Raw genomic sequence first — 25,915 nt, forward strand, 5'->3', positions numbered from 1 at the left:
TACTTCTTGTGAAACTTGAGGAGTCAACGCGGGCTAGGCACCCCAATTCTGGGTCGAGGAACCGGCTGAGGCACGCCCGGCATGTTTATCATATTGGGTTGCGGGTTGACGTAGTTCACCGACACCTTCACCAGCCATGTATCCCCGTCGCGCAGCAGACTGTCACGCACCAGGTTTGTATCGCGAATTCCATTTATGACTTCGTGGAAGTGACGCGCCTGGCCCTGCTCGCCGTTGGCACGGTTCAGTGCCTCGCTGAGCGCGGAGGTGGTCATGGAGGTGATGTGACCCTCGGCTTTGTTTTCGACGGGGACATCCTGACGGTGCCACAGGCCGCTCTCCAGTCTCAAGCGCGGCGTAAACCACGTCAGCCGCAGTTCACGCTTGGCCACCCCGTCGTTTAGCATAACCGTGCGGGCCAAGGATCGCTGGAAAAAGCGCACCACCGCCTCATCTGGCCCGGTCCACGGCTTTCCGGATTCAGATTCACGCACAGGCAGCTCGATAAGGTCACCGAGTTGCAGCGGAATGTCCTCAAACAAGGTTCCATCCGCCATCGCAGCGGCCAGATTGATGGGTTTGGGCTCATGCGCCTTCTTTTTCTCATCCCAGCGGCGCAGCACCAGCTTTGACCAATCTGGGTGTGGCAGCACGATCTCGGAATCATTCAAAAAAGCCGCCAGCGCCTCCAACAGCGTCATGTGCTGGTTCACCGCACGACTGAGCGGCAGGCCGGGGGAGATGATTCGCGGCCTAGCATTCACGACCATCACCTTCCGGAGTGGAAAGACGAACTCGTCCCCCGGCTGGATGCGGCTTTCCGCGTTTCGCTGCGTGAGATCGAGCGTGGCTTTGCGACGCTTGCCCGCAGGTCCGGTGACGTATTCAACCGCGCTTGAATCGCAGCGTGGATCATTCACCCCCAGTAGCTCGAGAACGGACTGCATACTGCGCAAGGTCTCACTCGGAAACCCGTGAATGCTGCCTGGCACGAGGTTCTGCGTCGGATCAAAAATCTCCGCGCCGCCGTGCAGCACAAAGTCATTCTTCAAACCATCAATGGTCACGCTGAAAGGCACACGCCGAGCCGCACGCAGCATGTCGGCGATGCGAGGGCTGTCCTCATGCTTTCCCCATTCATCAAACTCGATCACATCCCCCCAGCGCAGCTCCGGCAGCTTCGCGTGATCGCCCCCGGTATCCGCCCAGGCCTTCATGTCGAGCGGGATGCGCTCGAAACCGGCTTCATTCGCCGCTTTGCGCACGATGAAGGCTTTTTGCAGAGAGCTGAACTCATTCACCAGATCGCAAACGAGCGGCGCGGGATCGTCAGGAGACTGTTGCACCGGCATGGAGGTATTTTGCGGTGCCCAGGTGATCTGCGGCTGCGCAAACCACTCCGCGTAAAGTGTGCTGCGCACGATTTGCGCCCGTTCGAAGGTCATTCCGTAATACATGCCGCCGCTTGAGACAGGCGGGCGATTCTGTCCAAGCGCCTTCTTCGCGCTCGCGCCGTGTTTGATGAGAAAATGCAGAAATGAGTCCGGCACCTTCTGCGCTTCTTGCTTTGCAGCGTGAATCAACGGTGTGTCGTATTGACTGACTTCGTTGATGTCGCCACCAGCCTGGATGAGGCGCAGAAAGAAGTCTTCTTTGCCGAGCCTTGCCGCATAGGACATGACATCCTGCTGAATCTTGGCCTTCGAATCCAGCAGCAGGGTGACACACTCCAGGTGTCCTAGCTGGAGAGCTTGCGAGAGAGGTGAATCACCGGGCATTCCGGGTGGAAGCTCAGGGCTGGCTCCAGCGGCCAATAATCTTTTCAGCAGCTCAGGCGCGTTGTTGTGCGCGGCGATCAAAACAGGCGGGTAGTTCCATCCCAACTTATTGACGTCTGTAGTCAATTGAGATGCATGGAGATCTGCTTTGTGAGCGATCAGCAGATCGAATAACGCCGAGTCACCTTGCTGTGTGACCATGGTTAGTGGCGTTTGGTAAAAGGCGGCTTTTTTCTCTTTGTTATACTCATAGAAGACACGGTTCACATCCGCTCCCTTCTCGATGAGCAGGCGGGCGAGCTGCGAACGTTTGTTCATCAATGCCGCACCGAGTGGTGTGGAACCTTTGTCCTTGCCGTGAATGTCCGCGCCTTTGCTGATGAGCAACTTGGCCATCTCCAGATGACCCGCAGCGCAGGCCATGTCGAGCGCGGTGCGGCCCGCGCTTTCGCGCAAGTCGAGCTGGCAGCCTTTTTCGAGCAAGAAGGTGACGACGCGGAGCTGGTTACGCCAGGCGGCGTGGTGCAGTGGCGGCGGCATGCCGTCTTTTTGCTCACTGTTGACGAGGTCCGGGCTAGTTTTAAAGAGCGACTCCAGCCGCGCGATCTCCGCCACCTCGTCGTTCACGGTCGGCGCAGGCGCGGCGGGCGAAACGCCCATTCCGGCGAGGTTTTCGCGGCTGAGACGGGCGAGGGCCTCGTCATCGGCAAACTCGGCCAGCACGCGCTGGTAGAGCTGCGCGGCCTCTTTGGCGTCTCCCTGCTTCCGGCGGATTTCTGCGAGTCGGAACAAGGCCGTGGCTGCCTGGCGGCGATCCGCGTTGTAGAGCTGCACGGCGGCCTCATAGGCCTTCGCGGCCTTTTCCAGATCCCGCTCCGCCTCCTCGGCAAAAAGCCCCTGGCGCAGCTTTTCCGCGATCGGATTTGTATCTGCGGCTTGGAGCGAACAAGCGAGGAACATCAGAAGGAACTCACGCAAAGGCGCAGAGGCGCAAAGGTTCAGAAATCTCATTCTTTGCGCCTCTGCGCCTTTGCGTGAGACTTCAAAAAGACGAAACGAAGATGGTGCGTTCATGGTGGATGAAAATGACATATCGTGAGCAGCTTTGTGTCATGCAGTTGTCATGAGCAGGTAGCCCTGACCGTGGGCGGTGAGCAGGTAAACGGGCAGGCCCGGCTCAGGCTCGATCTTGGCGCGGAGGGCGGAGATGAAGTTATCCACTGTGCGCGTGGTGGGGTAGGCGTTCACGCCCCACACGGCATCGAGGAACTGCTCCCGCGTGACGATGCGCCCGGCCTCGCGGGCCAGCAGGCGGAGGATTTGCAGGCTCCTTCGTGCTCAGCGGCAGCGGTTTGCCGGCCTTGGTGGCGGTCTGCGCGGTGAAATCCACGACCACATCGCCCAGACGCAGCGTTTCAGGTTCCACGCCGCGTCTTTCCACGCGACGCAGCAGCGCTCGCACACGGGCGAGCAGCTCACGCGAACTGAAAGGCTTCACCAGATAATCATCCGCGCCGGAATCCAGCCCGTTTACACGATCCTCCACGCGACCACGCGCCGTGAGCATCAAAACAGGCGTCTGACAGCCATCGCGACGCAAGGCCGTGCAAACCGAAAGGCCGTCCAGCTTTGGCATCATCACATCGAGCAGCAGCAAGTCGTGCACTTGCTCCCGCGCCATGCGCAGGCCCGCCGCGCCATCCGCCGCCACGCGCACCTCATGCCCGTGAGCGATCAGCACATCCGACAGCGCAGTGCGCATGGCGGGCTCGTCTTCGATGATGAGGATGCGGGGCATGGGATTCCTGATTTTAGATTCCTGATTGCTGATTCTGAACGGGGCATTCGAGGTGGAAGCTCGTCGCGCTGTCGCATTCAACCCAAACCCGGCCGTGGTGAGCCTCGGCGATGTGTTTGACGATGCTGAGGCCGATGCCGACGCCCTGAGTCTCACGCCGCAGCTCGCTGCCGAGGCGAAAGAAGGGATCAAAAATGCGCTCGCGGCTCTCCGGAGGCACGCCTGGGCCGTGATCGAGCACGGTGAGACGCCAGTGAGTGCTCTCGATGCCCTGCAAGGTGACAACGATCTCGCTTGGACGCGGGGCGAACTTCAAGGCGTTGTCGAGCAGGTTGGTGAGAGCTTGCTGGATGGCCGTGGAGTCTGCCTGCGCGGCGATTTCAGCGGCTTCGACTCGCAGCGTGAGTCCCAGTGACTCCGCACGCGGCTGGTGCAGACGCACGGTATCGAGCACCAGCGCACGCAGGTCCGCCTCCTCGAACTCGAAGCGCCTCGCACCGCGCTCGATGCGGGAAATGTCGAGCACATTGGCGATGAGGCCACCGAGTCGCCGGCACTCCTCCACGAGCAGGCGGAAGTAGTCCTGACGCTTCGTCTCCGTACTCACTGTGCCGTTTTGCAGCCCCTCGGCCAGCAATTGCATGGACGCCACCGGCGCACGCAGCTCATGCGTGACGCTGGCGATGAAATTCGTCTTCAAATCACTCAGCGCCTGCTGCTGCAGCACCACACGACGCAGCGAAAGAAGCCCCCACACCGCGCTGAGCACCGAAACCACCAACACCGCCGCAAAGCCGAGCGTGAGCCGCCGCTGCACGGCGAACAAACCCTCCATGTCCGCTGCGCGTGCGACAGCGGAGACTCGAGGCAGTGTGCCTTGTGAGGCAAGCACTTCTCCGTGTAGCTGCGGCGAGCCCTCGCCACGGCCGATGAAAAAATAGACATCGCAAAAATCCTGCAATGCTCGCTTCGTCCACTCCAACTCACCACCAGACGAACGGATGCCTTTTTCCTGCGCGAGCGCCTCCAGCGAAATCAGCCCGCGAGGCGGCCCAAGCAGCCAGAGTTGCCCAGAGGCATCTTCTCGCGTTTCGAGCTGTTTCACGCCTTCGGCTGGAAAGGCCCCGCTTCGCAGAAAAGCCTGCTTTTGCTCGATTTGCCGCCATTTCGACCTCCAACGCGTTTTATCATCAGGATCAACCGCGCTCATGATTTCCGGCGAAATGACGTTGGGATGCGTTTCGAGCACGAGACGCTGCATTTCGGCCACGGAGATGCTTTCAGGCTGCTTTTTCCATTTTTCGAAGGCCTCGATGACCTTACGCGGAAGACCGCTCTCTGTCGTTTCTGCGCCCCCTGGTCGTGGTGGGTCGCCAAATAGCGCTGGAGCCGGATTTTGCACGAGAAGCGCCTCCATCTGCTGGCGCATCGTGTCGTACTCTGCCTCGCAGACACGTCGCGCACTATCCCGCATCAGCTCCAGCACGCCACGCCGCATCTCCACCAGTCCCAACACGCCCAGTGCCGCCAGTGCGAGCACGGGCAGCACGATCATGACCGCCTGCATGCGCCAAGCGGATGGTGTGGATGATTTCATGCCTCCCAGAATAGCGCAAGGCACCGGTTTGTTGTCACGCAAATGTCATGAAACATGGCAAGTATTCACATCCCTAGTGCCCAGCTCGCCCCGAAATCTTTATCTGCACGCAACAGCCACTTCGGCATCGTCGTAAACCAATCTGCCCATGCGCTGTTTCCTTTTCGCCATCACGCTTACTTTTCCTCTTTCCATCTGCGGTGCTGAAAAGCTGCGCTTCAATCGTGACATACGGCCAATCCTCTCGGACAAATGCTTTCACTGCCACGGGCCAGATTCCAAGAAGCGTGAAGCGGATCTGCGGCTCGATGAGCGTGCGGCGGCGGTCAAGGATGGCCACATCGTGCCAGGGCAGCCAGAGAAGAGCCTCATCCTACAGCGCATCCTCACGCACGATGCCGATGAGCCTGATGCCGCCGCCGAAATCGAAGCTGGGCCAGGCTCACCAGCGCCGAAGTCGAAACGCTGCGCCGCTGGATCCGCGAGGGCGCGGAATATGAAGCGCACTGGAGCTTTGTTCCGCTACCGATGGCACAACGTGCACTGCCTATCGATCAAGCCGCTGCCCGAATCGACGAGATCGTCACGGCAGGACTGAAGGAACGCGGTTTAGCGCTCCAACCACCTGCGGATGCGGCCACGCTCACTCGCAGGCTGCATTTTGACCTCATCGGGCTGCCGCCTTCGGCTTCTGAAATCTCAGATCAGCATGCTGAAATCGCCAGATTGCTGGCCTCGCCGTCTTTTGGTGAAAAATGGGCCAGTGACTGGCTCGACATCGCCCGCTATGCCGATAGCTACGGCTTCCAGGTGGATCGCGAGCGTGATGTCTGGCCCTGGCGTGACTGGGTGGTGCGGGCGCTGAATGAAAGCCTGCCTTTTGATCAATTCGTGACCTGGCAGCTCGCGGGCGACTTGCTGCCCGATGCCACGGACGATCAGATCCTCGCCACGGCCTTCAATCGCCTGCACCAGCAGGAGAGCGAAGGCGGCAGCATCGAAGAGGAATACCGTGTCGAGTATGTCGCGGATCGTGTGCAGACCTTTGCCACGGCCTTTCTCGGACTCACCTTTGAGTGCGCACGCTGCCATGATCACAAATACGATCCCATCAGCCAAAAGGAGTATTACGGCCTGTTTTCCATGTTCCAAAACATCGACGAAGCCGGGCTTTACGCCTTCTTCACGCCTGCGCCGCCCACACCGACGCACATGATCATGGATGCGCCGTCCAAAGCCAAGTTCGCGAGTGCCCAAGCTGCCGTGAAGACCCTAGAGGCCAAAATGCCGCCGCATCTCGATACGCCGGATTTTTCCACCGGAGAGATCGCCGCGTTCCATTTCGACCAACTCGACAAAAACACGCTCGCGAACCAAAAAGACCCCAAATCGCCCGCCACGCTCAAAGGCGAAAACAAGCTCGGTCCCGGCAAAAACGGCAGCGCCGTGCAATTCACCGGAGATGACGCTGTGGACACGAAAATCGGCAATTTCAGCCGCCATGAGCCCTTCAGCATCTCCCTCTGGCTGCAAACGCCGGATCACAAGGACCGCGCCGTCGTGCTCCACCGCAGCCGCGCATGGACGGATGCAGCTAGTCGCGGCTATGAGCTGCTCATCGAGGATGGTCGCCTCAAATGGTCGCTCATTCACTTCTGGCCCGGCAATGCCATCTCCATCCGCGCCACCGAGCCACTGCCGCTGAAGACCTGGACCCACGTCACCATCACGAATGATGGCAGCAGCCGCGCGGAGGGCCTGCGTCTCTTTGTGAATGGCAAACGGGCCGCCACGGAGGTCATCCGCGATGCTTTGACCAAAAACATCACCGGTGGCGGCGGGGACACCATCAGCCTCGGAGAGCGCTTCCGCGACCGTGGCTTCAAAGGCGGCCTGATCGATGAGCTTCGTGTTTTTAACCGCGATGTCAGCCTGCCCGCCACGCTGGATCTCAAGGAACTCACTGCCGCCCGTGCGGAGGTGACGAAAATCTCCGATGCCCAACGCGAAATCATGGTCATGCGTGAGCTACCGCAGCCGAAAAAGGCCTTCACACTCATCCGTGGCGAGTATGACAAGCACGGCGAAGAAGTCGGTCCCATCACGCCCGCTGCGCTGCCGCCGCTGGATGCAAAACTGCCGCGCAACCGCCTGGGGCTCGCCAAATGGCTCACCGCACCGAATCATCCTCTGCTGGCCCGTGTCACGGTGAATCGTGTGTGGGCAGCTCTTTTCGGTCGTGGTCTGGTCAAGACGGCAGAGGACTTTGGCAGCCAGGGAGAGAGGCCGCTGTATCCCGAGTTGATCGACTTGCTCGCCGCGCACTTCATCCAAAGCGGCTGGGATGTGAAGGCGCTGATCGAGACCATCGTCCGCAGCCGCACCTACCAGCAGCGCAGCATCGCCGATGCCGCGACGATGGCCGATGATCCAGACAATCAGTGGCTGGCACGCGGCCCACGGCATCGACTCAGCGCCGAAATGATCCGTGACAATGCGCTGGCCATTTCCGGCCTGCTCAAAACCCAGATCGGCGGCCCACCCGTCTATCCGATCGAAATGACGGAGGCATTCAAGCCCATCGGCCCCAGCGCGGGCGATGGAGCTTACCGCCGCAGCCTTTACACCACATGGCGCCGCACCAGCCCACCGCCCGCGATGCTGGCTTTTGATGCTCCACGCCGCGCCGTCTGCACCGCGAAACGCGAGCGCACCGACAGTCCGCTCCAGGCACTGATCCTGCTCAATGGGCCGCAATTCATCGAAGCAGCCCGCGTGCTGGCGGAAAAACTCCTCGCCGAAAAGCCCAGCGACACCGCCCAGCTCATCGAGCGCGGCTTTCTGCGCTGCCTCAGCCGCAAACCGGATGCGAAGGAGCAAAGCATCTGCCAGCAACTCCATGCGGAGCAGCTCCAGCATTTCCAAAGCAACGCCCAGGCGACCCAGGCACTCAAAGCCACCTCACCCGCCCACGCAGCGGCCACCGTGCTCGTGCAGGCACTGATGAATCACGATGAGTGCGTGGTGAAGCGGTGACACCCGCGTGCACGGGTGATCACTTCACTTTCCAGATCTTCACGTCGTCGATCCAGACGGTGTTGTTCACCAGAAAGCTGAACCAACGCTTCATCGGGTGGGCAAAGCCCTCCGAGCGGTGCTGGGCGATGGATTTGCCGTCGATGCTGAGGCGGAGTTCATCCCCTTCGGTGACGATGACGAGCTCGTGCCAATCGGTGTCCGCTTTATAGGACACTTGCACGCTTTTGGTCTTGAGCAGTGCTTCCAGGTCTGCTGGCGGTTTTTCTTTTTTCGCGACGGCTTCATCACGGCGGCGGCGGTTTTCCAGATTCATGATGCCCGTCTTGTGGTCGATGAGCGTGACTGAGCTCTGCGACAGGATGCCGTAGCAGAGATGTCCAGCGTGAACTCCGGTGGTCGTCTCCCGATCCACAAATCCGAGCTGCAAGGTCTCTGCTTTGCTCAAACCAGGGAAGCGAAAGCGCACCACTGCTCCGCCATCGGCGAAGCCCGCTTCATGATGAATGTGGGCAGCGTGACCGGCTTCCTTGGATGCGCTGGCGATTTTTAAAATACCGCCGTCGATGTCGGCCATTTTGATCTTTGGCACGCGGTCTGCCGTGGCGCTATTCCAGCCGTTCCCGATGGCTTTGGCCAGATTCCCATCCTCCTCACGCTCGAAGGCATCATGAAAGATGAGCGTGCCTTTTTCACGGAGCCAAGCGGCGTCATTGCGTGGCTCGGCGGCAGTGGCCGCAGCAGTGAGGAGAAGGAGTAAGAGGGGGATTTTCATGAATGGGGCACCTGGAGCTTTTTTTCGAGCACGGTGGCTCACCAAAACGCTGCGGCAGAGTGGATGTTAGCAGGATCAAGGTGGCGTTTCTGCGCTGGCCAAATCAAAAGGAATCTCCGAATGTGGTCCACCTCGCGAAACCAGTCTGGAGAGACGCGGTTTTGTGCCTCTGACTCCACTCTCCCTCTTTATGCACGCACCCATTCCTTCTCCATGCCGCCCACAGGAGCATCTGAGCCGCCGTGGAATGCTGCGCGGTGGGGTGGGCGCGGCGGGCATGTCCTGGCTCACGCCGCTAGCGGATGCCCTCGCTGTGCAGGCAGAGAAAAAGCCCGCGAAGTCGCTCATCCTGCTCTGGCTGGGTGGTGGGGCCAGTCAGCATGATACCTTTGACCCACATCCGACGACAAAGATCGGCGGTGGGGTGAAAGCCGTCGATACAGCGATCCCTGGAGTGAGCTTTGCTGCCGGATTGGAGCAAACAGCGAGCGTCATGGGCGATGTGACGCTGATCCGCAGCATGGTCAGTCGCGAGGGCGACCACGAGCGTGCTTTCTACAATGTCAAAACCGGCTACCGCCCAGATCCCACACTCATTCACCCCAGCATCGGCGCTGTGCTCTGCCATGAAATGCCAGAGGCACGAATCGAGATCCCCACCCATGTCTCCATCCTGCCGAATCAGTGGCCAGCGCGGGGCGGCTACTTCGGGGCACAGTTTGATGCCTTCCAGGTCTATGACCCGAAAGGCAGCATCCCAGATGTGAAGGCCCGCGTGACTGATGAGCGCATGCAGCAGCGCATGGCGGGCCTTAGAGTGGTGGAGCAGGCTTTTTCCACCGGTCGCATGGAAAACCTGGATCAGCAAAAAACACTGCATCAGCTCTCCATCGAGCGTGCACGGAAAATGATGACCACGGAGCAACTAAAGGCCTTCGATGTGAGCCAAGCTGCCGCCAGCGAGCGAGCAGCCTATGGTGACACTGCTTTTGGCCGCGGATGTCTCGCTGCGCTGCGCCTGATCCAAACCGGCGTGCGTTGTGTGGAGGTCACGCTCAATGGCTGGGACACCCACGCGAACAATCTCGAAGGCCAGGCCACCCAGGTCAAAATTCTCGATGCAGCCTATGCATCCCTAATTCGCGATTTGAAGCGCCAAGGGCTGCTCCAGAGCACCCTGGTCATCTGCGGCGGCGAATTCGGCCGCACACCGCGCATCAACAACCTCGGCGGGCGTGATCACTGGCCGCACGCCTTCAGCATGCTCGTCGCAGGCGGTGGATTCGCCGCTGGACGCGTCATCGGTGCCACCGATCCGCAGGGCGAGAAAAAAGAGCCCGAAAAGCCCATCTTCATCGAGGACCTGCACGCCACCGCACTCGATTTATTGGGGATCGATTACCTGAAGGAAATCATGACGCCCGTGGGCCGCCCCATGGCCCTGAGCAAAGGAGATGTCGTGGAAGAGCCCAGGCCTGAGCGAGCGGCTAGGGCACAAGGCCTACGTACGAAATGGCGAAGTGAACCTGGAGCCTATCAAACAGAAGACAGGATTTACAAGATTACAGGATTATGCAGGATTTAACCTGGGTAACTCGGTGTGGATGCCACTCCTTCAAAGCTCAGCCCTTTCAAATGCTAAGTCGCCATCAAGTTACAGGCCGTTAATCCTGCATAATCTTGAAAATCTTGTTAATCCTGTCCTCATTTTCGCTTCATACGATTGACGTCATTTTGGTGTGTATGCCCTGATGGTGCCCAGCCATTCCTGATTTCCCCTCTTGCCCCCCAAAGGTCTCCGCTCTAACAAACGGAGTCCATTTTAACCCTAACCAACCCCATCCTCCTATGGCCCACACACTCGCCCCCCTGCCCTATCCATCCAATGCGCTGGAGCCGCATATCGACCAGCAAACCATGGAGATTCACCATGGCCGTCATCACAACGCCTATGTGACCAATCTGAACAATGCCCTCGCAGGCAATGCCGAGCTCGAAGGCAAATCCATCGAAGACCTCTGCAAAAACATCAACAGCGTGCCCGAAGCCATCCGTGCTGCCGTGCGCAACAATGGCGGCGGTCACTTCAACCACACCCTGTTCTGGAACATCATGGGCCCGAATGCTGGCGGAGCCCCCACGGGTGCCCTCGCAGACGCGATCAATGCCGCTTTTGGCAGCTTTGATGCCTTCAAAGAAGCCTTCGCCAAAGCCGGTGCCACACGCTTCGGCTCCGGCTGGGCCTGGCTCGTCGTGAAGGACGGCAAAGTCGCCGTCACCTCCACTCCGAATCAGGACAATCCGCTCATGGATGCCAGTGGCACCCCCATCCTGGGCTGCGATGTCTGGGAGCATGCCTACTACCTCAAGTATCAGAACAAGCGCCCCGATTACATCGCCGCGTGGTGGAATACCGTGAACTGGAGCGCCGTCGCGGCGAACTACCAGGCCGCTCTCGGCTGATTCCGCTATTTTGACGCCCTATCGTCCCCTCCAAAGCGCGGAACGGCCCTCCCCGTCCCGCGCTTTGTTTTTTTCGCCCCACCAGCCCCGTGTCCCTCGTCCTCCATCGCCTCCGTGCCGGCCTGATCTACTCGCAGGCCTTCGCTGACTTTTTAGAACAAAAGTATGCCGAGGAGCACCGCGAGCATCCGGGCGAATTACCACACCTGGACTATGTGCGCTGTGCACAGGGCGAGCTCGCGGGGCAGTCCTGGCTGCAAATCGAATGGGTCAGCGGCCTCCAGGCCCCGACTGCGGACCGCCACACCATCGGCAGCGTGGAGGTCTTCATCCACCGCCAGGCCATGCGCGGGCTGAAAAACCAAATGCTCCACTTTGACGGCCAAAAGGTCATAGTGAAGAGCTAACCCCTCCTTTTTTCATCATCATCGCATGCCCACATTAGCCGACATCGGAGAAGACAAGCTCATCCGCCGCCTCATGCGCGGAGTGAAGCTCGACCGCGATGTCATCGCGGGTGCGGGGGATGACTGCGCCGTCGTCCGCAGCACGAAAAACGAGCACACCCTGCTCAAAACCGATGCGCTGGTGCAGGACGTGCATTTCACCCTAGAGACACCGCCGCGCCTCATCGGGCGGAAGGCCATCGCACGCGTCGTCAGTGACTTCGCCGCGATGGGAGGCACGCCACGGCATGCCATGATCACGCTCGTCGCCCCACCCAGCATGGAGGTGGAGTTCCTCGCCGATGTGTATCGCGGCATGAAAACCATCTCGAAGCAATTCGGCATCAATCTCGTCGGCGGAGAGACCTCACGCGGCCTGGTGCTCATGCTGAGCATCTCCATGACCGGGACCGTGCCATCACGGCACTGGCTCTCACGCAGCGAGGGAAAGGCCGGAGACGTCCTGCTCGTCACCGGCCAACTCGGCGGCTCCATCAAAGGCAAGCACCTCAAATTTGAGCCCCGACTCACGGAGGGCCGCTGGCTCTCTGAAAATGCCCATCCACATGCCATGATGGACATCAGCGACGGACTCGCCAAAGACCTGCCACGGCTCGCACTGGCCAGCGGCACGCATTATCAGGTCAATGTAGCCTCCCTACCCTGCACACCTGGATGTACCTTTGATCAGGCCTGGGGAGATGGAGAGGACTACGAGCTGCTGCTCGCCGTCAATCCACGCTCCCTCAAATCCCTGCTGCCAAAATGGCGGGCCGCCTTCCCCAAGCTGCCACTCACCGTCATCGGCAAGCTCGTCCCTCCCGGCGAAGGCAGACCGCCCGACTTTGAGAGCAATGGCTGGGATCACTTCGCCCTCAGTGGAGAGTAATCCGCACACGCCTCACAGATCGTCATCATTCACATCCTCAAAGGCGAGACGCTTCCGCAGTGCTCGGCCATGGCGCAGAGCACGCGCATCCTCCACATGCTCCATCAGGAGGCGGCTACTCTGCACAATCTCCGGCGGCAGCGGAGCCAGCAGCGCATCAATGATCGTCGGCATGTCCTGCGCATCACGCATGATATTGCCGTAATGCAGATCGCTCACGATCCACGCAGACTCATGCTCCCAGAGGATCCAAGTCGGCCTTTTGAAGCGTGCTTTGCACGGGATCGCCCGCAGCGTCGTCACCGCCGCCTCACGGTCCTTTTCAAAAGTGCGGTAAGGAGCCGCCAGCGGCTGCTTCACCACCAAATAGTCACCCATTTGATCCAGACCCACGATCTCCGTCGGGCAGGCACCCGCATCATGCAGCACCATGAGCTTCTCCATCGTCTGGAGCAGTGTCGCGTCCTGCGTGTGCATGTCATAGCCGCCGCCTTCATCCGCAGGCTCGATCTCAAAGGTCTTCCCCAGCCCACCACTGCGGTGGAGCGGAAAGAGCTTATAGACCACCTGCCACTGATCATCTGCAAAGGGGCTAGCCTCCGCACCCGGCTTCAGCGGACGCAGGGTCCGCGTCGTGAGCATGCCATCCGCATCATGCGCGATGCCTAGTACTCGGATGTCGATCAATGGGACGCCCCACCGCCTTGCTCGTGCTTCAACAAGGTCTGCCCAAGCATCAGGCGTAAGCGATTGCCGCGATGGAGAGTCGCGAGTTGCTTCCGTGATGCCTTTCGCTCGTCGTCGGTTAAGGGCAGAGCAAGCTGATCGCTCGGTGCCCCCGAAGACCGCGCCTGGGAGCGCGGTTTCGCGCCCGGTGCGGAAGTCGAAGCAGGTTTGTTCTGGGAGGAAGCCATTCACAGGAAGGGTGACGATGATGACAGACCCGTCAAGAAGGTGAAAAACACACTTTGTCGAACGCAGAATCACAAAAGTGCCCACTCTCCGCTCTAATTCGGCACCGCCACTGGCTCCCCGAGAAATCGCGGCTGCGTCCCAAGCACATGCACATCGAGCAGAGCCTTCACGCAGGCGAATTTCTCCCGCAGCCGAGTTTTCAGCGTCAGATGCGCCGGTGGTTCTGCCGCATCCAGCCCCCAGGCCTCCATCCCACACGCACGAGCCAGATACACCGCCCGCAGATGATGAAACCGCTGCGAAACGAAAATCACCCGCCTCTGCCCAAAAACCAACTTCGCCCGCAGCACCGAGTCCAGCGTGCGAAACCCTGCGTAGTCACACACCACACGCTCCGCCGGTACACCCAGCGCCACGAGCCGTTCCTTCATCACCGTCGGCTCATCATACTCCCGCGTGCCGTGATCCCCGCTAGCGATCACCGCCCGGACTTTCCCCGCATGAAACAGCGCCGCCGCAGACTCTAAGCGCGGCTGGAAATACGGATTCGCCCATTTCCCCTGCAAAACCGGCGTCGTGCCCAAAACCACCGCCACCGGCCCACTCGGCAGCGCATTGGCCTCCGCAGCCGCATAGCGCTCCGCGCAGTGAGCGATCCACGCCTCGCTGCCAAAGAGCACCGACACAAAAACCAGCCCCAAAACGAGAATCGCGATCCAAAAACGTCTTTTCATGCAGACAACCTCTGCGCCCCTCAGCATGTGAACAAGCACTTCACGCCGATTTCATGCCCTTCGGCTCATGTAGTCCAATCGGACCTCACGCGGCAGTTTTTCAATCGCATAGCGCAACATCGTGCGTGGCATCCGCACAGCGTATTGTTCCAAAAAGGCCTTTAGCGCCTTCACATCGCGCTTCCCTACCTCACGCAGCATCCAGCCGCAGGCCTTGTGCATCAGATCATGCTCATGGTTCAAAAAATCCGCACACAGCCGCAGCGTATCCCTGAAATCATTCGAACGAATGAAAGCCTGCGTAGCCAGCACGGCAATCCGCTGCTCCCACAGATTGTCAGAGCCTGCCAAACGGCCAAGCACCGCACGATCCCGCTCCAGCAGCCAGGCCCCGAGAAGATGCGGAGCACTGCTATCCACCAAATCCCAGTTATTGACCCACTCGGTATTCGCCAAATAAAGCGTGACGATTTGCCGCTGAATCTCCGGCTCCTTTTTGGCACGCTGAAAGCGCCGCACAAGAATCAACAAAGCCAACAGCCTCTCCTCATGCCATTTGGACCGCAAAAGCTCCAAAACTCCTCCTTCATCCATTTCATCGGTGCGCGGCAACATGGCGCGGATTTGCGGAACCTTCAGCCCCATGAACAAATCCCCTTCTCCATACTCCCCTGGCCCCGTTTTGAAAAACCGCTGCGACACCTCCGCATGCGCAGGTGTGGCCTGCGAGCGAAGTTCCTTCCTGAGTTGGCTCAATGTCATAAAAATGGACTACTCACTCCCCAAGAAGGCCGTTTCAAGCCCGTGAAGCGTGAAACTGCTATGAAACGCCCTCTCCACACTCTCCAGGTCGAAAACGCGGTTCAGCCCGGTTTTCAGATCGCCCCGATGATTGATGTCGTCTTCGTCATCATGCTCTTTTTCATGGTCATGGCCGCCAGTGTGCGAAAAGAGGGCGAGCTCGGGCTACACCTGCCACGGGGACTCCATTTATGGGAATCAGGCCCGCTAGCCGATGTGGAAATCACACTCGGCATCCAAGCCGACCACAACGTGACGATGAATGAAGAAGTATTCGACTCCCCAGGCCAGCAGCAGCTTCCACAGCTCACACGCACCCTGCGCCGACTCGCTGCATCCTCGCACGCCACAGGCTCCAAAGTGCTCGCCACCATCGAAGCAGAGCCTCAAGCAGACTACCAGCGCATCATCGACGTCCTCGCCGCGCTCCATGTTGCTGGCATCGGGCATGTCACCTTCCAAGTGAACGCCGAGTAGCCCAACAACGGCATGCTACTTTCACCTGATACTCCATCCAGGGTTGGGATTACCCGCAGGAAAAGCCCATCATGCGACCCAAACCGCCCAATGGTATTCATTCTCGATTGATGACTCGCGAAGCGAGTGCACCAAGTCACCCAGCGATAACGTCCCCATTTCTGGATGGGCCGTGAACGGGTGCTTGATAGCCTACTTGAATGTCCGGTTCACGATCTGGTTCTTTTCGTCGAGCAGGAGGCGCTTGGGGACGATGGGGTGCTCGCTCTGGGCCCAGGCCATGATGGTGACGCGGTGGCCGGTGTTGATTAAGTGAGCAGCGGCGCCGTTGACCACGATTTTCCCGGAGCCACGCGGGCCCGTGATGACGTAGGTCTCTAGCCGGGCACCACTGGTGATGGAGGTGACGAGGACTCTTTCGCCCTCCCATAGGTCCACGTCTTCCATGAGATCGAGCGGAATGGTGATGCTTCCCTCGTATTCGGTGTTGGCGTCGGTGACGCGGGCGCGGTGGATTTTGGATTTGAGCAGGTGTCTGAGCACCCGGCAGACATGCGGGCAGGTGCGGGTAGTTTCAAGTTTCAAGTTTCAGGTTTCCACATCCTCCGCTACACGAATGGGCATGCTTTCTGACACTATCGCCGCGATTTCGACCGCCACTGGCGAGGCCGCCATCTCTGTGATCCGCCTCACCGGTCCTAAATCCCTGCAAATCGCCGCGCAGGCCTTCAAACTACCGGCCAATCCCCTGCCCCGCTTTGCGCATCTGGTTTCTGCGATGGATGAAACGAGAGCGGTGATCGATAGCGGGCTGTTTTTCCACTTCGTAGCGCCTGCGAGCTACACGGGGGAGGCGGTGGTGGAGTTCCACGGCCATGGCGGGCTGCTGGTCACCCAGCGTGTGCTGGAGCGTGTGCTGGCATGCGGGGCACGGGCGGCAGAGGCGGGTGAGTTCACCCAACGTGCTTTTTTGAATGGCAAAATGGACCTCACGCAGGCGGAGGCGGTGATGGACCTCATTCACGCCCAGAGCACGCTGGCGCTGCGTGCGGCCAATGAGCAGCTCGGCGGGGCGATCGGTCGGGAGGCGGCAGCGATGCAGCAGGCGCTGATCCCCGTGCTGGCCCATGTGGAGGCCTTTATCGACTTCCCAGATGAGGACATCGCTCCTGAGACTGGCGCGGATCTGCTACGCCGCATCGACAGTGTGCGTGATCAGGCTAGGCGGTTGCTAGCGACCTCGGAGCAGGGCCGCATCCTCCGCCACGGTGCTCGCACGGTCATTTCCGGCTCGCCGAATGTCGGGAAAAGCAGCTTGCTGAATCTCCTGCTCGGTTACGAGCGTGCCATCGTCAGTCCTACTGCTGGAACCACGCGTGACACCATCGAGGAAATCATCCAGGTCCACGGCATCCCCCTGCGCCTCGTCGATACAGCAGGACTGCGTGAAGCCGGGGACGACATCGAGCGCATCGGTATCGAGCGCACTCGACGGGAGCTGGACCGTGCCGATCTCATCCTGGAAGTGGTGGATGCCAGCAGATCACCGGATGAGGTGCAGCGGCTTCTTTTGCCGACAGAGGTAGCGTCTCGCAGGATCTTCATTCTGAATAAGGCCGATCTCGGGCTGCATCCTGGCTGGAGCGGCGAAAAGGATGCCATCCACCTTTCCTGCGTCTCTGGCGAGGGCATGGACACGCTGCGGGATGCGATCCGGGCCGTCATCGCACGGGCGGGCACGCTCTCCGCAGATCACCCCATAGCCATCAATGCGCGGCATCAGGCGGCCTTTGAGCGGGCCGCTGCTCGGCTCGATGCCGCCCGTGCTGCACTACAATCACAGGCTGCGCCGGAATTCCTCGCGCTGGAATTACGCGATAGCATGCAGTCCCTGGGCGAGGTGATCGGCCAGGTCGATGTGGAGCGTGTGCTCGATGTGATCTTTAGCACTTTCTGCATCGGCAAATGAGCAGCGGACTCGATCTGGCCTTCTGGCAGCGCCTCCTACCGGATGCGGATCATCGTTTTCAGATGCATCTACGCCCTGGAGACGCCACACGCTTCTGGCAGCCCACGTCTGCCTCCGGCGACATCTTGGCCGAGCGCACACGCTGGCTCGCAGAGACACCTGGGCGCTACCTCTGCGTCCAAGAAGAGGCCGCAGCAGCCATCTCCGAGGTCGCAGAGGCCGTAGGCCACGCAGGAGCCACAGCGGCCACTTTGGCCACGGTGATCGAGCCAGACTGGCTGGTGCTCGCTGGGGATGAATCCCGCTTTTTCCCCGTCATCGCCGGAGCGGTCCTTTTTCCCTCCGGCTGGGCTTTGGAGGAGAAAATCGGCCTGCCGCTGCATGTGGTGCATGGACCCGTCCCCGGCCTCCAGAGTGCTCTGGGCAGCCAAATCGCCCGTTTTTTAGCCAAGCTAGCCCCCCAGGCCGCCTGGGAGCGGGACAACTGGGGCCTCAGTGCCGATCCTGGGCTCAATCACCACCCGGCGCTGCTTTTTCCGCGCCTGGATGCCCAGGCTACCCTCTCCAGCACCTGGCTGCGCCTGGAGCAGCAGATCCTCCAGCGGCTGCCCCGCACTGGGGCGGTGCTCTTTGGCATCCGAGTGACGAATCACCGGCTCGATCAGCTCATGACCACGCATCCGACACTGGCTCCACGCCTGATCCGTGCCCTGGAGACCATGGATCGCGCCACGGCGGAGTACAAAGGCCTGGCGACAGCTCGTGGCACACTGGCCGAGCAGTTGCGCCAGTTTGAGTGAATGCACTCGGTGGTGAACATTCTCTCTTGCCACAGAGCGGTGGGGGGCACTAAAACACGCCCTCCCATGAGCCCCCTCTCCCGTGAAGCAACCGTCGCCCCTGCTGGATTCAATCGCTGGCTAGTCCCGCCCGCCGCGATCGCCGTCCACATGTGTATCGGACAGGTCTATGGCTTCAGCGTCTTTAAAAAGCCCCTGGCCAAGGCCCTCGGCATCACCGCGCCGATGACCGGTGATTGGACCGAGGCAGACGTGGGCGTGGCCTACTCCATCGCACTGGCTCTGCTGGGCATCTCCGCCGCCGTCTTTGGGAAATGGGTCGAGCGCAGTGGACCGCGCAAAACCATGCTCGCCAGCATGCTATGCTTTTGCTCCGGGCTGGTGCTGGCATCCCTCGCCGTGCGCTTTCACCAGCTCTGGCTGCTTTACGCAGGATATGGGCTCATCGGCGGCATCGGGCTCGGGCTGGGCTACATCGCCCCCGTCTCCACCTTGATGAAATGGTTTCCAGACCGACCCGGCATGGCCACGGGCATGGCGATCATGGGATTCGGCGGTGGTGCGCTCATCGGTGGACCACTGGCAGAGGAGCTCATGCAGCGCTTTGCCTCAACGACCTCCGTCGGTGCCCATGAGGCACTCCTCGTCATGGCAGGCCTGTATGCCATCTCGATGCTGTTTGGTGCCTGGATCGTCCGCGTGCCCGCAGAGGGCTGGAAACCGCAGGGCTGGGAGCCGAAGGAGCATGTGAAGCCGCTCGTCACCAATGCCAACGTGGCCGTGGACACGGCATGGAAGACACCGCAGTTCTGGCTGCTGTGGATCGTGCTCTGCATGAATGTGAGCGCAGGCATCGGCATCCTCGGGCAGGCCTCGCCGATGATTCAGGACATGTTCGGCGTCACCGCTGCCGCAGGCGCAGGCTACGTGGGGCTGCTCTCTCTGTGCAATCTGGGCGGGCGCTTCCTCTGGTCCTCCATCTCCGACTTCCTCGGGCGGAAACTCACCTACTGCGTGTATTTCATCCTCGGAGCCGCACTCTACATGAGCGTGCCGTGGACGCAGGGCGCGGGCAATGTGACCCTCTTTGTGATCGTGACCGGGCTCATCCTCACCATGTATGGCGGCGGCTTCGCCACGATCCCAGCTTACCTACGAGATCTATTCGGCAGTTACCAAGTCGGAGCCATCCATGGCCGACTCATCACCGCATGGTCGCTAGCGGCCATCATCGGCCCGCAGCTCGTCGATCGGCTCTCCGTCGCCAATAAAAAGCTCCTACCCGCCGCCCAGGCCTACAATTCCATCTTCTACGTCATGGTCGGCCTCTTGGTGGTCGGTCTCATCGCCAACCTCCTGGTGCGACCCGTCGATCCGAAGTATCACGTCCAAAAATAACACCGCATGAAGTCTCCATTCATCCTCATCGCCTGGATCTGGGTGGCAGTGCCACTCGGCTGGGGCGTTTACCAGTCTGTGAACAAATCGCTGCCACTCTTTGGCATCGCCGCGGCCAAAAATCCACCCGCCGCCGCCGCCCCCGCTGCACCCGCCGCAGTGAAGTAGCACAACCACGCCACGCAGAAGTTTCGCCCGCACGGCGCAGGTTTGTTTGCTTCAGCAAAGAGACCGCGTAGAAGCAGCCCCCCATGCCGCTGAATTTCATCCGCTTCAAACACGCCCGCTTCTCTGCACGCTTCCCGGACTCCTTCCGTTACTCGCGCTCGCACTACTGGATGGCAGAGGTCGAGCCCGGCCTCTGGCGTGTCGGATTCACCAAATTCGCCACCCGCATGCTCGGCGAGCTGGTGGACTGCGAGTGGAAGAGCCCCGAGGGAGCCCCCGTCGCCCCTGGCGACAACATCGGCTGGGTGGAGGGCTTCAAAGCCGCCTCCGATGTCTATTGCGTGATGCAGGGCCACTTCGCCGGAGGCAATGCGGCACTCAAAGCAGACGCCTGCATCGTCCGCAGTGATCCCTATGAGCAAGGCTGGCTCTACGCCGTCCGTGGCAGCCCCGAGCCCGATGACCTCGATGTCCACGGCTACATCGACTTCCTCAGCGAGAAAATCCAGCGCATGGCCGAAGAAGGCCACGGCGAAGAAGGAGCCGAGGAAGAATGAGCACCACCTCAGCTCGCCGGAAGACGCGGTAGCGTTGGAAATGCGGCTCTCAGCGCTCAACCGAAAAGCTGTGTGACAGGGCGGCCCTTGTCGGAGACGGTGAAGGGGCGCTTGCTGGGGCTGTAGAGGACGGTGTCGAGCGGAATGCCGAGTGCGTAGGCGATGGTGGCATTGAAGTCTGGGATGCTGACGCCGTTTTCGACGACTTTGCTGCCGATTTCATCGGTCGCGCCCCAGACCTGGCCACCACGGATGCCGCCACCTGCGAGTAGGCAGGTGAAGCCGGGTGCGTGGTGGTCGCGGCCATCGTTGGCATTGATCTCGGGGGTGCGGCCGAATTCTGTGGCGAGCACAACGAGGGTGTCTTGGAGCATGCCTCGGGATTGCAGATCTTGGAGTAGGGTGCTGAGGGCCGCATCGAGCTCTTCGCATAGCTCTGGGACGCGGGTGAAGTTCGCGTTGTGGGTGTCCCAGGAGCCAAAGGTGACCTCAACAAAGCGCACGCCATGCTCGACGAGGCGGCGGGCAAGCAGGCAGCCCTGACCGAAGCGGTCTGTGCCGTAGTTTTGACGCAGCTTGGCATCTTCGGCACTGAGGTCGAAGGCTTTGAGCTCCTCGCTTTTCATCATCTTGAGGGCATCGTCATACATGTCGGCATAGGCGCGGACGTTCTTGGTGTTGTAGGTGCTGGCGAACTGCGCATCGAGCTGCTTGGCGACGCTGAGGCGGCTGGCAAAGCGCTCTTCGGTGAACCACTGGTTGGTTTTGACGTTGTTGATGCCGTCTTCAGGATCATTGATCATGAGTGGGGCGAAGCGGCTCTCAAAGAAGCCCGCTCCGGGATGGCGGCTGTCGTTGCCGATCATCACACTGCCGGGCAGCGTGGGATTGCCCCTGTCCTGGAATTTTTGGAGCCACGCTCCCATGAAGGGGTGGCGGATGCTGCTGCGCTGAGTGTAGCTGGTGCGCTGGTAGTAGGCCCCCTGCTCATGCGCTCCCTGGGTGGAGGACATGCCGCGCACGACGGCGAGCTTGTCCATTTGGCGGGCGATGAGGGGAATGTTGTTGGAGACTCGGATGCCATCGACGTTGGTGTTGATGACCTTGGTGAGGCCCATGATGTCGGTTTTATCGGGCTTCGGGTCAAAGGTGTCGAGATGGCTCATGCCGCCATTCATGTAGAGATAGATCACGTTCCGTGCTGTGGCAGCCTGCTTGAGCGGTGAGGTGCCCTGCCCTGGTGCTGCGAGGATACGACTGCCTGCGGTGACGCCGAGAAAGGTCTGCGCGGCTCCGTGGACGAAGGCGCGGCGGGATAGGTCATGGCGGAGGTTCATGGTCAATTCTGTGAAGGCTGAGTTTTTTTAGAGGGGGCGCGGAAACGTGGCCTTGTGGGCGTTTTTGCATGAAATGATGCTCGATGGGGCAAAAAACTACTCCAGGCAGGTTTCTCCGCCGGTGTGTGCTGCCGGAGGTTTCTGGGGTGTGCTAGGCGTAGCTATCGGATACGCTTCGGTTTGTGCGAAGTGGCTCAGCTCTGGCGCACCTCGTTCACGAACTCCTCCATCAAATCCATCGCTTTGGCGATCAATTCAGGTGCTGTGGCGTAGCAGCAGCGGACGAAGCCCTCTCCTGCGCTGCTGAAGGCGCTGCCGGGGACGACGGCGACGCTCTTTTTCTGCAAAAGCTGGATGGCGAATTCTTTGCTGGTGAGGCCGGTGCTGCGGATGTCTGGGAAGACGTAGAAGGCCCCGCCGGGATTGAAGCAATGCAGGCCCATGCCATTGAGTCGGCTGACGATGAGATTGCGACGCTGCTCGTAGCTTTGGCGCATGTCTTCGTAGGCAGAGGCTCCCATTTTGAGGGCCTCAATGCCGGCCATCTGGCTCATGATGGGGGCGCAGAGCATGCAGTATTGATGGATCTTCATCATCGCCTCCCGCAGTGGTGCGGGGGCACAGGCGTAGCCGAGGCGCCAGCCAGTCATGGCGAATGCTTTGCTAAATCCGTGCAGGAGGACGGTGCGCTCACGCATGCCGGGGTATTCGACGATGCTTTTGTGCACGCGGCCATCGTAGAGGAGCTCGCTGTAGATTTCATCGGTGAAGACGAAGAGGTCGTGCTTCACGGCGAGGGCGGCGATTTTTTCGAGCTCCTCGTGCGGCATGATGCCGCCAGTGGGATTGGTGGGGAAATTGAGGGCGATGACTTTCGTCTTCGGTGTGATGGCTTTTTCGACATCGGCAGCCATGAGGGCGAATTCATTCTCTTCGCGGGTCTGGACGACGACGGGGACGCCATAGGCCATCTTGATGCTGGGGGAGTAGCTGACGTAGCAGGGCTCGTGGTAGATGACTTCATCACCGGGATTTAAGACGGCACGGAAGGCGAGATCGAGCGCCTCTGAGACACCGACGGTGACGAGGATCTCCGTTTTCGGGTCGTAGGTGACGCGGAATTGCTTGGTAACGTAATCACTGATGGCGATACGCAGGGATTCGAGGCCGAGATTGGAGGTGTAGCTGGTCTGGCCTTTTTCGAGCGAGCGGATGACGGCCTCGCGGATGGGCCAAGGTGTGGGCTTGTCTGGCTCACCGACGCCGAGTGAGATGACGTCGGTGCGGCCGATGACGAGTTCAAAGAAGTCGCGGATGCCGGAGCGCGGCAAGTCACGAATCTGGGTACAGAGTTTGCTGTCGTAATCCATGGTTGGTGGTTCCTCGGCAAAAGATTATGCACTCACGGGGAGACGTGCTTCGTCATCGCCGGGATTGACGAAGAAGCCGCCTTCTTTGTAGGCCTTGAGCTGAAAGCGTGTGGCCGTGCTGAGGACGCCGCCGAGTGTGGAGAGCTTTTCAGCGACGAAATTCGCCACATCGAGCAGGTCTTTGCCCTCGACAATCACAGCGAGGTCATAGCCGCCACTCATGAGGAAACATTCGCGGACTTGATCAAATTTAGCGATGCGTTTCGCCAGCCGGTCAAAGCCCCCATCACGCTCAGGAGTGATGCGCACTTCGATGAGGGCGGTGACGCCACGGTGGCCTGCTTTGAGTCGATCGACGACGGCGCTATAACCCAAAATGGTGCCATCGGCCTCTGCAGCGGCGATGCGGGTAGTGACTTCATTCTCGCTGATGCCGAGGAGGCGTGCCATCTCCACCGGAGTGCGGCGTGAGTTGTTGTGAAGGAGTTCGATAAGCGGGTCCATGGTAGGAAGGGCTAGGATGATAGCGAGTGAAGAGGATTTGAACAGCGGGAAACTGAGGCTGAGTAAAATGTTGAGCGGCAGGCCTGCTCGGGGTTAGGTAGTCGTTTCTCCACACGCTCCCGCATGCCCGAATCTCAGACTCAACTCCCAAATACACCCGCGTCGTCTCCCCAGCCAGCGAAGCATGATGTCATGGATATCACCAAGCAGACGCTGAAGGCGCTGTGGGGCTATACCCTGCCGTATCGGGGCCGATTTGCGCTGAGTTTGCTTTTGGGCATGCTGAGTGCACTCTTCAATGGGGTGATGTTGATCGGATTTAACGTCATTTTTTCGCTCGTACTGAAGGGGCAAACACGCAGCATGGGTGAACCCATCAATCTGGGCATGCTGGGGGAGTTTAATTTGGCAAAAATGCTCGGGCTGGAGGAGGACCGGCCAATAGGCCTCATTGGAGTCATCATCGCCTGTTCCTTTGTGCCGTTGTTGATTTTTCTGCGTGGCTTTCTGACCTATCTGGCGAGCTATATGCAGGCCTGGGTCTCCAGCCGGGTTGTCTTTCGCATTCGGAATGATGCGTTTCGCAGCATTTTGCGCCAGTCCCCGGCCTACTTTAACAGCGCACGCACAGGTGAGCTGATGCAGACGGTGGCTAGCCAGACGGCGGTGGTGCAGCGCAATGGCATGCTGCTGGTGCAGACGCTTGCACAGCGCCCGCTGACGATTGTTTCGATCCTGGCGGTGCTTTTTGCCAAGGACTGGTTTTTCACGCTGATGTCGCTGTTTGTCTTCCCACTGTGCCTTTTGCCCATCATCCGCATCGGCAAACGTGTGCGCAAAGCGGGAGCAAAGGAAGAATATGATTCGCGTGAGATGATGGTGGCGATGCAAGAGACATTCAGCGGCATCCGCTTGGTGAAGGCTTACTCGCGTGAGGACTATGCGGCGAAGCGCTTTGAGAATGTGAATGACAGCATGACAAAAAATCAGGTGCGCTGGACCAAGGCGGTGGAGCTCGTGGGACCGATGGTGGAGACCGTGGCCTCGATAGGCATCGCCGCAGGGTTGGTTTATGCCTGGAAAACGGGGCTGGAGGCGGAGGACTTCATCCTGCTGGTGATGGCCCTGACGCAGATCTACCCACCGGTCAAAGAGCTCAGTAAAGTACAGATGATGCTGCAAAAGACCACGGTGGCCGCTGGGATGGTCTTTGAGATACTAAAGCGTCCGTCGGACATCCAGGATGCGCCAGATGCGCGGGTGATGCCGCGTGGAAATGGGGCCGTGAGCTTTGATCAGGTGACTTTCCACTACCGCGATGCTGAGGTGCGAAGGTTAGAAAAGCCTGCAGCTTCGGACATCAGCGTCGATTTGGAGCCGGGCAAGTTCTACGCCATCGTCGGACCCACTGGAGCGGGAAAAACGACTCTGTTCTCGTTGTTGCTGCGTTTTTACGACCCAGATCGCGGTAGCGTGCGGCTGGACGGGCAGGACATCCGCTCCATCACCCTGGAGTCGCTTCATCAAAACGTCACCATCGTCAGTCAGGACATTTTTATCTTCCACGATACGATTCGTGAAAACATCCGCTATGGCCGACTAGATGCCACGGAGGCGGAAATCATCGAAGCCGCGAAAAAAGCCCATGCGCATGATTTCATCATGCAGATTCCCGGCGGCTATGATGCCGATGCTGGCGAGGGCGGCAGAAACCTCTCTGGAGGCCAAAAACAGCGCATCAGCATTGCTAGAGCCATTTTGCATGATGCACCCGTATTGCTACTGGATGAGGCCACTTCCGCACTGGACACGGAAAGTGAAAAAATCATCCAAGAGGCCATCCAGACTCTCTCAGCGGGCAAAACAGTCATCGCCATCGCTCACCGACTCTCCACCGTGCTCTCCGCGCATCGCATCATCGTCATGCAGAATGGACGAGTGGAGGCTGTGGGCTCGAATGAGGAGCTGCTACGCACCAGCCCGCTCTACCAGAGACTCCACGGACTACAATTTCACTCCGAGACAGAGAATTGAACATGCGGGCACGGAATTAGAAGCTGCTGTTCTTGACCACACCCCGCGCCTGCCTAGCCTCTTCGCCTT

The 25,915-nt window shown here is 59.8% G+C and carries 25 protein-coding genes; 13 read left to right on the forward strand and 12 right to left on the reverse strand.

The window, feature by feature from the left end:
- Positions 1-23: 23 nt before the first annotated feature.
- The 4 genes from IPK32_01625 to IPK32_01640 are packed head-to-tail and all read right to left on the reverse strand — an operon-like array spanning position 24 to position 5,173.
- Complete coding sequence (locus tag IPK32_01625) at positions 24-2,852, reverse strand: ankyrin repeat domain-containing protein (GenBank protein MBK8090718.1); 2,829 nt, start codon at positions 2,850-2,852, stop codon at positions 24-26.
- 36 nt (positions 2,853-2,888) lie between these two features.
- The gene (locus tag IPK32_01630) at positions 2,889-3,026 is read right to left on the reverse strand and encodes a winged helix-turn-helix domain-containing protein (GenBank protein MBK8090719.1); all 138 of its coding nucleotides are present in this window, start codon (positions 3,024-3,026) and stop codon (positions 2,889-2,891) included.
- Positions 2,992-3,576: a response regulator transcription factor gene (locus IPK32_01635; protein MBK8090720.1), complete on the reverse strand. Its 585-nt coding sequence runs from the start codon at positions 3,574-3,576 to the stop codon at positions 2,992-2,994. Before IPK32_01635 ends, IPK32_01630 begins: the two co-directional genes overlap by 35 nt.
- Positions 3,577-3,589: 13 nt before the next feature.
- The gene (locus tag IPK32_01640; protein MBK8090721.1) at positions 3,590-5,173 is read right to left on the reverse strand and encodes a HAMP domain-containing histidine kinase; all 1,584 of its coding nucleotides are present in this window, start codon (positions 5,171-5,173) and stop codon (positions 3,590-3,592) included.
- A 148-nt stretch (positions 5,174-5,321) separates the two neighbouring features.
- On the opposite strand from IPK32_01640, the gene IPK32_01645 reads away from it, so the two are divergent.
- On the forward strand, positions 5,322-5,771 hold the full coding sequence (locus IPK32_01645; protein ID MBK8090722.1) for a hypothetical protein: 450 nt from the start codon (positions 5,322-5,324) through the stop codon (positions 5,769-5,771).
- On the forward strand, positions 5,702-8,209 hold the full coding sequence (locus tag IPK32_01650; protein MBK8090723.1) for a DUF1553 domain-containing protein: 2,508 nt from the start codon (positions 5,702-5,704) through the stop codon (positions 8,207-8,209). The genes IPK32_01645 and IPK32_01650 overlap by 70 nt, the downstream gene beginning before the upstream one ends.
- 19 nt (positions 8,210-8,228) lie before the next feature.
- Here the strand turns inward: IPK32_01650 and IPK32_01655 are convergent, their stop codons facing one another.
- Positions 8,229-8,984, reverse strand: coding sequence for a hypothetical protein (locus IPK32_01655; GenBank protein ID MBK8090724.1), 756 nt, complete (start codon positions 8,982-8,984; stop codon positions 8,229-8,231).
- A 190-nt stretch (positions 8,985-9,174) separates the two neighbouring features.
- Between IPK32_01655 and IPK32_01660 the strand changes: the two genes are divergently transcribed.
- The 4 genes from IPK32_01660 to IPK32_01675 all read left to right on the forward strand — a co-directional run bounded on the left by IPK32_01660 (position 9,175) and on the right by IPK32_01675 (position 12,782).
- Positions 9,175-10,569 (forward strand): DUF1501 domain-containing protein, encoded by a 1,395-nt coding sequence (locus IPK32_01660; GenBank protein ID MBK8090725.1) that lies wholly within the window; start codon positions 9,175-9,177, stop codon positions 10,567-10,569.
- Between the two features lie 263 nt (positions 10,570-10,832).
- The gene (locus IPK32_01665) at positions 10,833-11,447 is read left to right on the forward strand and encodes a superoxide dismutase (GenBank protein MBK8090726.1); all 615 of its coding nucleotides are present in this window, start codon (positions 10,833-10,835) and stop codon (positions 11,445-11,447) included.
- An 89-nt stretch (positions 11,448-11,536) separates the two neighbouring features.
- Complete coding sequence (locus IPK32_01670) at positions 11,537-11,854, forward strand: hypothetical protein (GenBank protein MBK8090727.1); 318 nt, start codon at positions 11,537-11,539, stop codon at positions 11,852-11,854.
- Positions 11,855-11,879: 25 nt separating this feature from the next.
- Positions 11,880-12,782 (forward strand): thiamine-monophosphate kinase, encoded by a 903-nt coding sequence (locus IPK32_01675; protein MBK8090728.1) that lies wholly within the window; start codon positions 11,880-11,882, stop codon positions 12,780-12,782.
- Between the two features lie 12 nt (positions 12,783-12,794).
- Here the strand turns inward: IPK32_01675 and IPK32_01680 are convergent, their stop codons facing one another.
- The 3 genes from IPK32_01680 to IPK32_01690 all read right to left on the reverse strand — a co-directional run bounded on the left by IPK32_01680 (position 12,795) and on the right by IPK32_01690 (position 15,193).
- On the reverse strand, positions 12,795-13,469 hold the full coding sequence (locus tag IPK32_01680) for a hypothetical protein (protein MBK8090729.1): 675 nt from the start codon (positions 13,467-13,469) through the stop codon (positions 12,795-12,797).
- 320 nt (positions 13,470-13,789) lie between these two features.
- The gene (locus tag IPK32_01685) at positions 13,790-14,431 is read right to left on the reverse strand and encodes a YdcF family protein (GenBank protein ID MBK8090730.1); all 642 of its coding nucleotides are present in this window, start codon (positions 14,429-14,431) and stop codon (positions 13,790-13,792) included.
- Between the two features lie 51 nt (positions 14,432-14,482).
- Positions 14,483-15,193 carry a DNA alkylation repair protein gene (locus IPK32_01690; protein ID MBK8090731.1) on the reverse strand — a complete coding sequence of 237 codons (711 nt, stop codon included), beginning with the start codon at positions 15,191-15,193 and terminating at the stop codon, positions 14,483-14,485.
- 60 nt (positions 15,194-15,253) lie between these two features.
- Between IPK32_01690 and IPK32_01695 the strand changes: the two genes are divergently transcribed.
- Complete coding sequence (locus tag IPK32_01695) at positions 15,254-15,709, forward strand: biopolymer transporter ExbD (GenBank protein ID MBK8090732.1); 456 nt, start codon at positions 15,254-15,256, stop codon at positions 15,707-15,709.
- Between the two features lie 192 nt (positions 15,710-15,901).
- Here IPK32_01695 and IPK32_01700 read toward each other — a convergent pair whose 3' ends face one another.
- Positions 15,902-16,252 carry an aspartate 1-decarboxylase gene (locus tag IPK32_01700; protein MBK8090733.1) on the reverse strand — a complete coding sequence of 117 codons (351 nt, stop codon included), beginning with the start codon at positions 16,250-16,252 and terminating at the stop codon, positions 15,902-15,904.
- A gap of 79 nt (positions 16,253-16,331) precedes the next feature.
- Between IPK32_01700 and mnmE the strand changes: the two genes are divergently transcribed.
- From mnmE to IPK32_01725, 5 genes are all read left to right on the forward strand, one after another.
- Positions 16,332-17,678 carry a tRNA uridine-5-carboxymethylaminomethyl(34) synthesis GTPase MnmE gene (gene mnmE, locus IPK32_01705; GenBank protein MBK8090734.1) on the forward strand — a complete coding sequence of 449 codons (1,347 nt, stop codon included), beginning with the start codon at positions 16,332-16,334 and terminating at the stop codon, positions 17,676-17,678.
- Positions 17,675-18,478 (forward strand): DUF3445 domain-containing protein, encoded by an 804-nt coding sequence (locus tag IPK32_01710; GenBank protein ID MBK8090735.1) that lies wholly within the window; start codon positions 17,675-17,677, stop codon positions 18,476-18,478. Before mnmE ends, IPK32_01710 begins: the two co-directional genes overlap by 4 nt.
- Positions 18,479-18,544: 66 nt before the next feature.
- Positions 18,545-19,876 (forward strand): OFA family MFS transporter, encoded by a 1,332-nt coding sequence (locus tag IPK32_01715; GenBank protein MBK8090736.1) that lies wholly within the window; start codon positions 18,545-18,547, stop codon positions 19,874-19,876.
- 6 nt (positions 19,877-19,882) lie between these two features.
- Complete coding sequence (locus tag IPK32_01720; GenBank protein MBK8090737.1) at positions 19,883-20,044, forward strand: hypothetical protein; 162 nt, start codon at positions 19,883-19,885, stop codon at positions 20,042-20,044.
- An 83-nt stretch (positions 20,045-20,127) separates the two neighbouring features.
- A complete protein-coding gene (locus IPK32_01725) occupies positions 20,128-20,601 on the forward strand; it encodes a glycine cleavage system protein H (GenBank protein ID MBK8090738.1) in 474 nt (157 codons plus the stop codon).
- Between the two features lie 56 nt (positions 20,602-20,657).
- Here IPK32_01725 and IPK32_01730 read toward each other — a convergent pair whose 3' ends face one another.
- The 3 genes from IPK32_01730 to IPK32_01740 form a co-directional block, all read right to left on the reverse strand.
- Complete coding sequence (locus IPK32_01730; GenBank protein MBK8090739.1) at positions 20,658-21,938, reverse strand: DUF1501 domain-containing protein; 1,281 nt, start codon at positions 21,936-21,938, stop codon at positions 20,658-20,660.
- Positions 21,939-22,132: 194 nt separating this feature from the next.
- Positions 22,133-23,308, reverse strand: a complete 1,176-nt coding sequence (locus IPK32_01735) for an aminotransferase class I/II-fold pyridoxal phosphate-dependent enzyme (protein MBK8090740.1) — start codon at positions 23,306-23,308, stop codon at positions 22,133-22,135.
- Positions 23,309-23,332: 24 nt separating this feature from the next.
- Positions 23,333-23,812: an Lrp/AsnC family transcriptional regulator gene (locus tag IPK32_01740; GenBank protein ID MBK8090741.1), complete on the reverse strand. Its 480-nt coding sequence runs from the start codon at positions 23,810-23,812 to the stop codon at positions 23,333-23,335.
- Between the two features lie 123 nt (positions 23,813-23,935).
- On the opposite strand from IPK32_01740, the gene IPK32_01745 reads away from it, so the two are divergent.
- A complete protein-coding gene (locus IPK32_01745) occupies positions 23,936-25,846 on the forward strand; it encodes an ABC transporter ATP-binding protein (protein MBK8090742.1) in 1,911 nt (636 codons plus the stop codon).
- Positions 25,847-25,915: the final 69 nt, after the last annotated feature.

It is taken from the genome of Verrucomicrobiaceae bacterium, from assembly GCA_016713035.1.
Taxonomy (GTDB): domain Bacteria; phylum Verrucomicrobiota; class Verrucomicrobiia; order Verrucomicrobiales; family Verrucomicrobiaceae; genus Prosthecobacter.

What these genes read in the sequence shown, in the direction of transcription:
- IPK32_01710 (MBK8090735.1), top strand. Translation starts at nt 17,675, where the DNA reads ATGAGCAGCGGACTCGATCTGGCCTTCTGGCAGCGCCTCCTACCGGAT.
- IPK32_01695 (MBK8090732.1), top strand. Translation starts at nt 15,254, where the DNA reads ATGAAACGCCCTCTCCACACTCTCCAGGTCGAAAACGCGGTTCAGCCC.
- IPK32_01745 (MBK8090742.1), top strand. Translation starts at nt 23,936, where the DNA reads ATGCCCGAATCTCAGACTCAACTCCCAAATACACCCGCGTCGTCTCCC.
- IPK32_01735 (MBK8090740.1), bottom strand. Translation starts at nt 23,308, where the DNA reads ATGGATTACGACAGCAAACTCTGTACCCAGATTCGTGACTTGCCGCGC.
- IPK32_01660 (MBK8090725.1), top strand. Translation starts at nt 9,175, where the DNA reads ATGCACGCACCCATTCCTTCTCCATGCCGCCCACAGGAGCATCTGAGC.
- IPK32_01690 (MBK8090731.1), bottom strand. Translation starts at nt 15,193, where the DNA reads ATGACATTGAGCCAACTCAGGAAGGAACTTCGCTCGCAGGCCACACCT.
- IPK32_01635 (MBK8090720.1), bottom strand. Translation starts at nt 3,576, where the DNA reads ATGCCCCGCATCCTCATCATCGAAGACGAGCCCGCCATGCGCACTGCG.
- IPK32_01640 (MBK8090721.1), bottom strand. Translation starts at nt 5,173, where the DNA reads ATGAAATCATCCACACCATCCGCTTGGCGCATGCAGGCGGTCATGATC.
- IPK32_01645 (MBK8090722.1), top strand. Translation starts at nt 5,322, where the DNA reads ATGCGCTGTTTCCTTTTCGCCATCACGCTTACTTTTCCTCTTTCCATC.
- IPK32_01715 (MBK8090736.1), top strand. Translation starts at nt 18,545, where the DNA reads ATGAGCCCCCTCTCCCGTGAAGCAACCGTCGCCCCTGCTGGATTCAAT.
- IPK32_01650 (MBK8090723.1), top strand. Translation starts at nt 5,702, where the DNA reads ATGGCACAACGTGCACTGCCTATCGATCAAGCCGCTGCCCGAATCGAC.
- IPK32_01675 (MBK8090728.1), top strand. Translation starts at nt 11,880, where the DNA reads ATGCCCACATTAGCCGACATCGGAGAAGACAAGCTCATCCGCCGCCTC.
- IPK32_01655 (MBK8090724.1), bottom strand. Translation starts at nt 8,984, where the DNA reads ATGAAAATCCCCCTCTTACTCCTTCTCCTCACTGCTGCGGCCACTGCC.
- IPK32_01665 (MBK8090726.1), top strand. Translation starts at nt 10,833, where the DNA reads ATGGCCCACACACTCGCCCCCCTGCCCTATCCATCCAATGCGCTGGAG.
- IPK32_01625 (MBK8090718.1), bottom strand. Translation starts at nt 2,852, where the DNA reads ATGAACGCACCATCTTCGTTTCGTCTTTTTGAAGTCTCACGCAAAGGC.
- IPK32_01730 (MBK8090739.1), bottom strand. Translation starts at nt 21,938, where the DNA reads ATGAACCTCCGCCATGACCTATCCCGCCGCGCCTTCGTCCACGGAGCC.
- IPK32_01740 (MBK8090741.1), bottom strand. Translation starts at nt 23,812, where the DNA reads ATGGACCCGCTTATCGAACTCCTTCACAACAACTCACGCCGCACTCCG.
- IPK32_01685 (MBK8090730.1), bottom strand. Translation starts at nt 14,431, where the DNA reads ATGAAAAGACGTTTTTGGATCGCGATTCTCGTTTTGGGGCTGGTTTTT.
- mnmE (MBK8090734.1), top strand. Translation starts at nt 16,332, where the DNA reads ATGCTTTCTGACACTATCGCCGCGATTTCGACCGCCACTGGCGAGGCC.
- IPK32_01725 (MBK8090738.1), top strand. Translation starts at nt 20,128, where the DNA reads ATGCCGCTGAATTTCATCCGCTTCAAACACGCCCGCTTCTCTGCACGC.
- IPK32_01720 (MBK8090737.1), top strand. Translation starts at nt 19,883, where the DNA reads ATGAAGTCTCCATTCATCCTCATCGCCTGGATCTGGGTGGCAGTGCCA.